The sequence below is a fragment of the Ferruginibacter sp. genome (genome assembly GCF_014377975.1).
Classification (GTDB): Bacteria; Bacteroidota; Bacteroidia; order Chitinophagales; family Chitinophagaceae; genus Ferruginibacter.
Genome location: NZ_JACMOO010000263.1, coordinates 1 through 8,209 on the forward strand (window position 1 = coordinate 1; position 8,209 = coordinate 8,209).

Below are 8,209 nucleotides of genomic sequence, written 5' to 3' on the forward strand. Positions count from 1 at the left end.
GGGCTTACCTAGGGTTACTTATGGGCTTACCTAGGGTTACTTATGGGCTTACCTAGGGCTACTTATGGGCTTACCTAGGGTTACTTATGGGCTTACCTAGGGCTACTTATGGGCTTACCTAGGGCTACTTTTGGGCTTACCTAGGGCTACTTTTGGCCTTACCTGGGGTAAGGTTTGCCCTTATCTAAGGTTTTGCCGATATACTTGTTGAGTATTGGTAAGCTATAGATGTAAAAAGGAAATCACACAATCGGAGCCACTGAGCGGAAGTAATGGTATTGTGGCAAGCTGATTTTTACTTTTTGTTTACGCAGCGTCCCTTTACAAAGACGTTAATTGCAAGAAAAGGGGCTGAATAAAATATCTGAGGTTTAAAAAAACATAAAATATGTAACCAGTATTGTTAGTTATATGTGTAAAATCATTATTTTGAGGAAAAGATTATATGATAATTGGGTAACACTGAAAGGTCAAATAAAAAAAGCGACTTGCGCCGCTTTAGATGTTTTCACAACGATAAAATCTTATTGTGATTTGCTTCGTTGTAAAATTAGGAATAAATACTATTAAACAAAATAATATGAAAAAAATTCTTGGACTAGACATTGGAACAACTTCTATCGGATGGGCTATTGTAGAGGCCACTGATGAAAAAAATGTAAATGACGTTACAGGTAAAGAGGCAGAAACCGATATTAACAACAACCGAATAGGCATTTATGAAGATGCTGTTGGTGTAAGAATTATAGCACAGGATACCGAAAGATTTGATAAAGGGCTTACACTTAATGACCCAAAAGGAAGTACACTTACACCTACAGCCAATAGAAGAGTTAAGAGAGGTGTTAGACGAATGAAAAGCCGATATAAACTACGAAGGGACAAATTGGGAAGGGTTTTGGATTTTATTGGCATGAACCCCGATAAGGCTTATTTCACAAATGAAAAAGGAAAAAGAGGAGAGAATAACGATATTGGGAAAGCTATCTATCAGTTAAGAGATAAGGCCGTAAAAGAGGCAATTTCATTGAATGAATTGGGTAGAATATTGTCCCATTTGAATCAAACGAGAGGTTATAGTAGCGATAGATTCGCTAAGGAAGAAAAACCAAAGTTTGATTATTATGTTGCTGAAGTCTTAGAAGTTGACGAAGCAAATAAAATTGCCATAGTTGATGAAACAAACAAAGACGAAATCAAATATTATAAGGTTTCTATCAAGATAAGATTTGATGAGCCCTATAACCTTGGTGATGAAGAAAATAAAAAAATTGTTACTGAATTAGAGGGCATTCTTTTCAAAAAAGTAATTGACTTAAAAAAAGGTGATTTTGTTACAGTTAAAAAGCCTGAGATTAAACAAGATAAAAAAGGAAAAGTTATTCTGGCGGAATACTATAAAATAACCCTTACAGTCCCTGACCCTACTGATTGGAATTACAAGTATCAATCACTGCAAAAAACCTTAACTGAATGGTGTGAAGCAGGATATACAGTTGGCTCTTTTTTCTATAAAAATTTTTATAAAAACCAATCAATCCCACGGATAAGAAATCAAGTGGTAAATAGAAGATGGTACGAGGACGAATTGGATAAGATTTTAGACTTCCAATACAAATACCATATAGACTTCTTTGAAAAATTGGATATAGAAGCAATTGTAAAAGTTGCTTTCAAAGATTATCAAGCAATCTTAAATGATGTGTTGAAGAAAGATGGCAATAAGGAACAATTGAAATGCTTGATAAAAGATAAAATCATTTTCTTCCAACGCCCTTGGCAACAAGCCAAGAATAAGGGACAATGTCCTTTTGAAAAGGTTAAGGTTAAAAAAGAAAAGGCTATTAAGGGAACTGGCAAAAAAGAAATTGTTGAGCAGCATATAGGCAGAACTGTTATCCCAAGAAGCCATCCTTTATTTCAAGAATTTAAAATTTGGCAGCAAATAAATAACGCCAGAATATTTTTGCATATTAAAAGTGAAAGACTTGATCTATTCTCTAATTCAAATGATTTTGAAAAATACATAGGCAAAACAATACCACAAGTAAAAGGCTTATTCTACAATGCACTGCAAATGAGTAAAACGTTGTCATGGAGAAGTTTTGCTATCAATGATTTAGGACTAAAAAAGGGTGTAGAAGTAGTTGATAAAGACACAGGCGAAATGACAGTTGCTTTTTTCAATTACAATTTCAGAAAACAAAAAAAGGATGGCACCTACGAAGACATTAAACTAAAAGGAAACAATACAAAGGTCTCTTTACAAAATATATTGTCAACTAAGCCAGCAGATTGGTTTAACCAAATGCATTCAGACAAACAACAAATAACAAACCTTCAACTACTTTGGGAGATAATTTATGATATAACAAATAGTGATGCAAACAAAGTTGCGACCATTATTGAAAATCATTTTGCATTTGATAAAGACATTTGTTTTCAGTTAGCCAATTTAAAATTTGACGATGCTGGCATGGGTAGCCTTTCTGCAAAAGCTATCAGACAAATATTACCATTAATGAGTGATGGCAAATACATCACAGATAAAACAACGGAGAAAGTCAATTCACTTTTAGCCCTTAATACAAGTAATGAAGAAAAAGCAAAAGACAAAGACGAAAAATTGGAAAGTCTGAAAGAATTTATTCCTGACAAAAAAGCCCGACTTAGACTTTCAAAATTTAATACCGCAGGCGACTTTACTTATCTGAACTATTGGGAAGCAACTGCCGTGAGGTATGGCTCACATTCTACTAAAAAAGGTTCTCCAATTGGCACAATGAAGCCTGTTGAAAGGCATAGCATGAACAACCCAATTGTTGAAAAAATAGTGAACGAAACAATATCTGTTGTAAATGATATTCAGCAGAAATATGGATTTGATGAAGTAAGGATTGAATTAAGTAGAGAACTGAAAGCGAGTATGGATGAAAGACAACAAATATGGGAAGGCATGAATGAAGGAGCTAAGAAAAATGAATGGGCAAAACAGATGCTAAGGGAATTAAAAGCCGATTTAAAAGAAGGGAAAGATGCTATACCAAAAGACGTTAAAACATGGTCAGAGAAATTGAAGAATGCAAATCTTGAAACCGAAACATCTAACAATAGCAATATCAATAAAATAAAAATTATTGAAGATGTGGTAAGATTTAAAAATGCTGAAGAATATAAAGTAAAATCTAAGGAGTATAGGTTAAGCGAACCAACTCAACTAGAAGTTAAAAAATATCTAATGTGGCTTGAACAAAATTTTAAATGTCCATACACAAATCAGCCAATACCCTTTACTGATGTTTTTGCAAGGGGCAAAGTCGTAGAAATTGAACACATTATCCCTAGAGAACGATACTTCCTTAACTCTTATGCAAATAAGGTCATTACCTGGAGAGAAGTAAACCAAGCTAAAGCAAATAATGGCAATAGAACTGCTTATGAGTTTATTGTTAGCAAAAGGTTAGAAGAAAAAGTAAAGGTGGGTAACAACGAGTTCACCCTTATTTCAAAAGAGGAATGGGAAAGCCATGTAAAATCTATGTTTCCAAAAGGTGGAAAACAAACCAATTTATTGCGTAAAGAAATACCCGAAGATCCAATTAATAGAACGCTTAATGAAACTCAGTACATCAATAAAAAGCTAAAAGAAAAGTTAAGTGAATTAGTGGGTGCGCAAAAAGTATGGGTAACATCTGGTGCTGTAACAGATATTTTAAGAGACCGTTGGCATTTGAATGACATCATGAAAGAATTGATGCGTAGCCGTTTTGAGAATTTTGAAATACCAACCGGCAAGAAATCAATTAAGCTAAAAACGCTTGCTGAACAACAAGTAATGTTTAATAATATTCAGAGCGTTTTAGATAATCCAAATGGTTTTGAAGTTTATAAAATTCCAACTGGCAAAAAATTTATTGAAATAAGAGATATTGAAGAACTTAAAAAAATACATTCGGAATTAGAAACATTGATAAAAGAAAACACAATAACCATTAACCAGAAAATAAAGTCTTACGGCTACTCAACCAGTGAAGAAGCATTTGAAACAAAAAGTTTAACACATTTTACCCAACAGTACAACAATAAAACTGGCAACTATGAAGATAGAGAGGTGTTTGAAGGTTATTCAAAAAGGCTTGACCATCGACATCATGCGATGGATGCAATAATTATTGCTTGCACCAAACAAAATCACATTCAATACATCAATACACTAAATGCAATTAACAGTGCCGACCAAGAAAGTGATGATAGCAAAAAAGCAAAATATAGTTCATTGAAAGCTGATGTATGTATTGGTAAGAGCAGTAAAAAATTTAAAACACCTTGGATTGAAGATAGGTTTATACCAGATATAAGAAACGCTTTAAGTGAAGTCGTTATCTCTCATAAAAATACGAGGCTACTTATTAGCCCTTCAAAACATAGAGTTAATAAAGATATTAAGCCTAACAAAATAGCATCAATAAGAGGCGAATTGCATAAGGAAACCAATTATGCAAAAAAGAATTATTTTGTAGAAGGAGGTAGAACTTTTGTCAACAAATTAATTCCACAAATCCTGAAAGACAAAAAAGAGAACCAGGGTCAAACACGTGTGTTTTTTAAATCAATAGAAGAAATAATTAAAGAGACTGTATTAAAAAAGAAATATCAGGATATACTTATTCCTCTTTTTAGTAAATACGAACATGATACCTTAGATGATGAAAAATGTAAAACGCATAGCAAGGCAATTTTAAAAGAAATTGAAGAAAATAAGTTGCTCATCAATTCGCAAACTAAAGATTCTTTACAATGGCTTTCTACATATTCAGATAAAGAACATTCTTCAAGACCAATGGGTCTTTCAATGGATTTGAACAAGGCTGATGTTATTGAAAAGATTGCAGACCCAAGAATAAAAAGATTAGCACTTTACAGACTTAAGTATGTAAATAAACAAAAGGTAGCAATTGACAAACTGGATATAGAAAAAAAAGACAAGGACAAACTAAAAAGAGATGTCGAAACTCTTTCATTGTACAGCAATGCCATATATGAAGTTAGGGTACAATTGGATAACCATAAAGACAAAATGAAGAGGAACGAAAAGGCATATAAATGGGTAGAGTTAATTGATTTTGATTGGAATGATTATGATAAGATATGGTATGCAAAAGACGAAACAACAAAAAAAATAAAGGAAAAATTAAATGAAAGGGATTTTGAAGCATTAAAACAAACCTATTTCACTTCACCTCTTTTTTTATCAAAAACACCTATTGAAGTTAAAAAATCCAGCCAGCTTTTTTCTTTTGAACTATATGAAATTACTAAAGGTAGGTATGTTTATGCAAGCGATGTTTTTATGACATACTTTTTTAGAGACAAAAACGAGACAACAAAAGATGCAAAACGAAGTATTGCGTTTTTGAAACTACTTGATGCTGCAAGGATAGCTTCATTTGAAAAACCTGATAAACTTGATTATTCAAAATTCATTTCTAAACCTGAATCTGAATTGATTTTTACGTTGTCAAAAAATGATTTGGTGTATTTACCCGTACAAAATTTATCAAAAGAGCAAATGGACGAAATTGATTGGACAAACATGCAATCAATAATGCCCCTTCTACATATTGTCAAGGACATGAATCCAAGTAGAAACGAAATTAAATTTCAGCAACTCTCTCAAGCAGATTCCATAAAAATAACTGAAGCTGACAGCAGATCACTCTTTAATAATCTTGAGCTAAAAGAACAAACAGAAACTATCAAATATGGGGATACTAAAACTTGGCAACGATGTATCAAAGTTTTTACAGATAAACTTGGCAAAAAAGTAGTCCCTTATTGGGAGTTTCCAAATGGCTGCTGGGATAAAGAAAAAGCAATTGAATTAGGATTAACTAAAAACGGCTTATGATCAAACGCACCATCTGCATAGAAAATGCTTGCTTCCTAAAGTTCAGCAATGAGCAGATGGTAGTAAGTTACGGTCATATCAAAGGCATGGAAGATAAGCCCGATAAAACTGTACCTATTGAAGACCTTGGCATACTTGTGCTGGAGCATCAGCAAATAACCCTTACACATTACCTGCTTGATAAACTGGTAAGTGCTAATGTTGCCGTAATTACCTGTAACGATACCCACCACCCTACCGGTTTACTAATGCCTTTGGAAAGTAATATACTGCAAAGTGAACGGTTCAGGGCACAGATAGAAGCTAGTGAGCCGCTGAAAAAACAACTGTGGCAGCAAACAGTAAAGGCAAAAATCAGCAACCAGGCCGCAGTGATAAAAAAGTGGGAGGGTAAATACAACCTGCTTACCAGCCTGGCTGCCAGTGTAAGAAGTGGTGACGAAGGCAACAATGAAGCCGTGGCTGCTGCCCATTACTGGCAAAACCTTTTTCCACCCTCGTGGAACTTTTACAGAAAGCGGGATGGCACAGCACCCAATAACTTATTAAATTATGGATATGCCATTGTTCGGGCGGGTATGGCCAGGGCTATTACCGGTGCCGGCTTATTACCAACCCATGGTATTTTTCACCGTAACCGGTACAACGCCTATTGCCTTGCAGATGATATGATGGAACCTTATCGACCTTACGTGGATGTGGTTATACGCACCATAATTCACAATACATCTGCCGTGGCTACACTAACACAGGAGTTAAAAGTAGAACTGCTGAAAATACCCACGCTGGATGTGCTGATTGACGGTGATAAAAGCCCGCTGATGGTGGCCATGCAGCGTACAGCCGTATCGCTTGCCCGATGCTATGCAGGTGAACAGCGTAAACTACTGCTGCCACAAATGCCATGAAAAGTGAACGCCTAAACGCATACCGCATTATGTGGGTACTTGTATTTTACGACTTACCAACCGAAACCAAAAAGGAACGAAAGATAGCTGGTGATTTTCGGAAGAAGATTATGGCAGATGGGTTTGCCATGTTTCAGTTTAGCCTTTACCTGCGGCATAGTGCCAGTATGGAAAATGCACAGGTGCATGTGGCCAGAGTAAAAAAGATATTACCGGAAAAAGGAAAAGTGGGCATTATGACAATTACCGATAAACAGTTTGGTATGATGGAGATATTTCATGGCCAAAAGACGGCTGAGCGTGGCGATGTTCCCCAACAATTGGAACTATTTTAGATAAATAGGATAAAGAAAATGCCTCCCGGTCAAATGACCGGGAGGCATTTTAATGATTTTTCGCCCTGTACAATTAATGATAAACCCTTGCTGACATTGACTTTTGCCGTAAACTGTTGTTATCAAATGTACAAAGAGCTGAAGTTGAAAGCAAATCACAACCATAACCACACCACCGGCACCAAATTGAAGTTGTTATCAAATGTACAAAGAGCTGAAGTTGAAAGCAAATCACAACCCAACATGGGTACTACATCAACAGGCAATAGTTGTTATCAAATGTACAAAGAGCTGAAGTTGAAAGCAAATCACAACTATTGAGAATGTCGTTTTAGAAACGCATCCGTTGTTATCAAATGTACAAAGAGCTGAAGTTGAAAGCAAATCACAACATATCCACATTGTTGTTGTAGAAAACAACGTTGTTATCAAATGTACAAAGAGCTGAAGTTGAAAGCAAATCACAACCTACCGGAATAGCTTGCATCACCGCCATACACCGCCGTAATATTATGTGAGGAAACGGTTAAATTAGAAACACTTAACGTTGCAATACCGGATGAAAGAACTCCGGTACCTATTGCTACAAGGCCGTCTCGAAACGTAATACTACCTGTTGCTAAAGTTGTATTTATTGTTGCTGTAAATGTAGTCAACTGATTAAATGAAGTTGGATTAACCGATGATACAAGGGCTGTCGTTGTGGGTGTTATTGATGTGCCTGTAGTACCATTGTTTATTAATATTTTACTACCCCATGCCGGTATTGTTAGCGTGTTGTTATAAACATTACCCAGCACATCTTTCTTACTTAATCCTGTAAATGTTACTACTCTTGGTGTGTTGCTGGCATTGTATTCTAAATACCCGGCAGAAGGTATTGCGGTTGAATTAGTTTCTTTTCCTGCTGTACCTGTTAAGTAACTAAAAGGTAAATTCTGTTCAATGTACCCGGTGGCATTATAAAGGGTGGTAATAGTTTTCAAAGAGGTATCCGCCCCCGTTCTTAACAGGTAAAAATTACTGTCAATTATGCCTAAATTCTGAATACTTTGTAA

Annotated in this window: 4 protein-coding genes; 3 read left to right on the forward strand and 1 reads right to left on the reverse strand. The window is 35.3% G+C overall.

The window, feature by feature from the left end; genetic code table 11:
- The first annotated feature begins 580 nt into the window (after positions 1 to 580).
- The 3 genes from cas9 to cas2 are packed head-to-tail and all read left to right on the forward strand — an operon-like array spanning position 581 to position 7,151.
- Positions 581 to 5,908, forward strand: coding sequence for a type II CRISPR RNA-guided endonuclease Cas9 (cas9, locus tag H7254_RS13875; RefSeq protein ID WP_301933531.1), 5,328 nt, complete (start codon positions 581 to 583; stop codon positions 5,906 to 5,908).
- Positions 5,905 to 6,816, forward strand: a complete 912-nt coding sequence (gene cas1 / locus H7254_RS13880; RefSeq protein ID WP_301933532.1) for a type II CRISPR-associated endonuclease Cas1 — start codon at positions 5,905 to 5,907, stop codon at positions 6,814 to 6,816. Before cas9 ends, cas1 begins: the two co-directional genes overlap by 4 nt.
- Entirely contained in the window at positions 6,813 to 7,151 is a 339-nt protein-coding gene (cas2, locus tag H7254_RS13885) for a CRISPR-associated endonuclease Cas2 (RefSeq protein ID WP_301933533.1), read from the forward strand. The genes cas1 and cas2 overlap by 4 nt, the downstream gene beginning before the upstream one ends.
- Before the next feature lie 461 nt (positions 7,152 to 7,612).
- On the opposite strand, the gene H7254_RS13890 is transcribed toward cas2, so the two are convergent.
- Positions 7,613 to 8,209: Ig-like domain-containing protein (locus H7254_RS13890; protein ID WP_301933534.1), on the reverse strand; the 597-nt coding region annotated here is incomplete at its 5' end.

Coding starts and splice junctions, on each gene's coding strand:
- cas2 (WP_301933533.1), top strand. CDS start 6,813: ATGAAAAGTGAACGCCTAAACGCATACCGCATTATGTGGGTACTTGTA.
- cas9 (WP_301933531.1), top strand. CDS start 581: ATGAAAAAAATTCTTGGACTAGACATTGGAACAACTTCTATCGGATGG.
- cas1 (WP_301933532.1), top strand. CDS start 5,905: ATGATCAAACGCACCATCTGCATAGAAAATGCTTGCTTCCTAAAGTTC.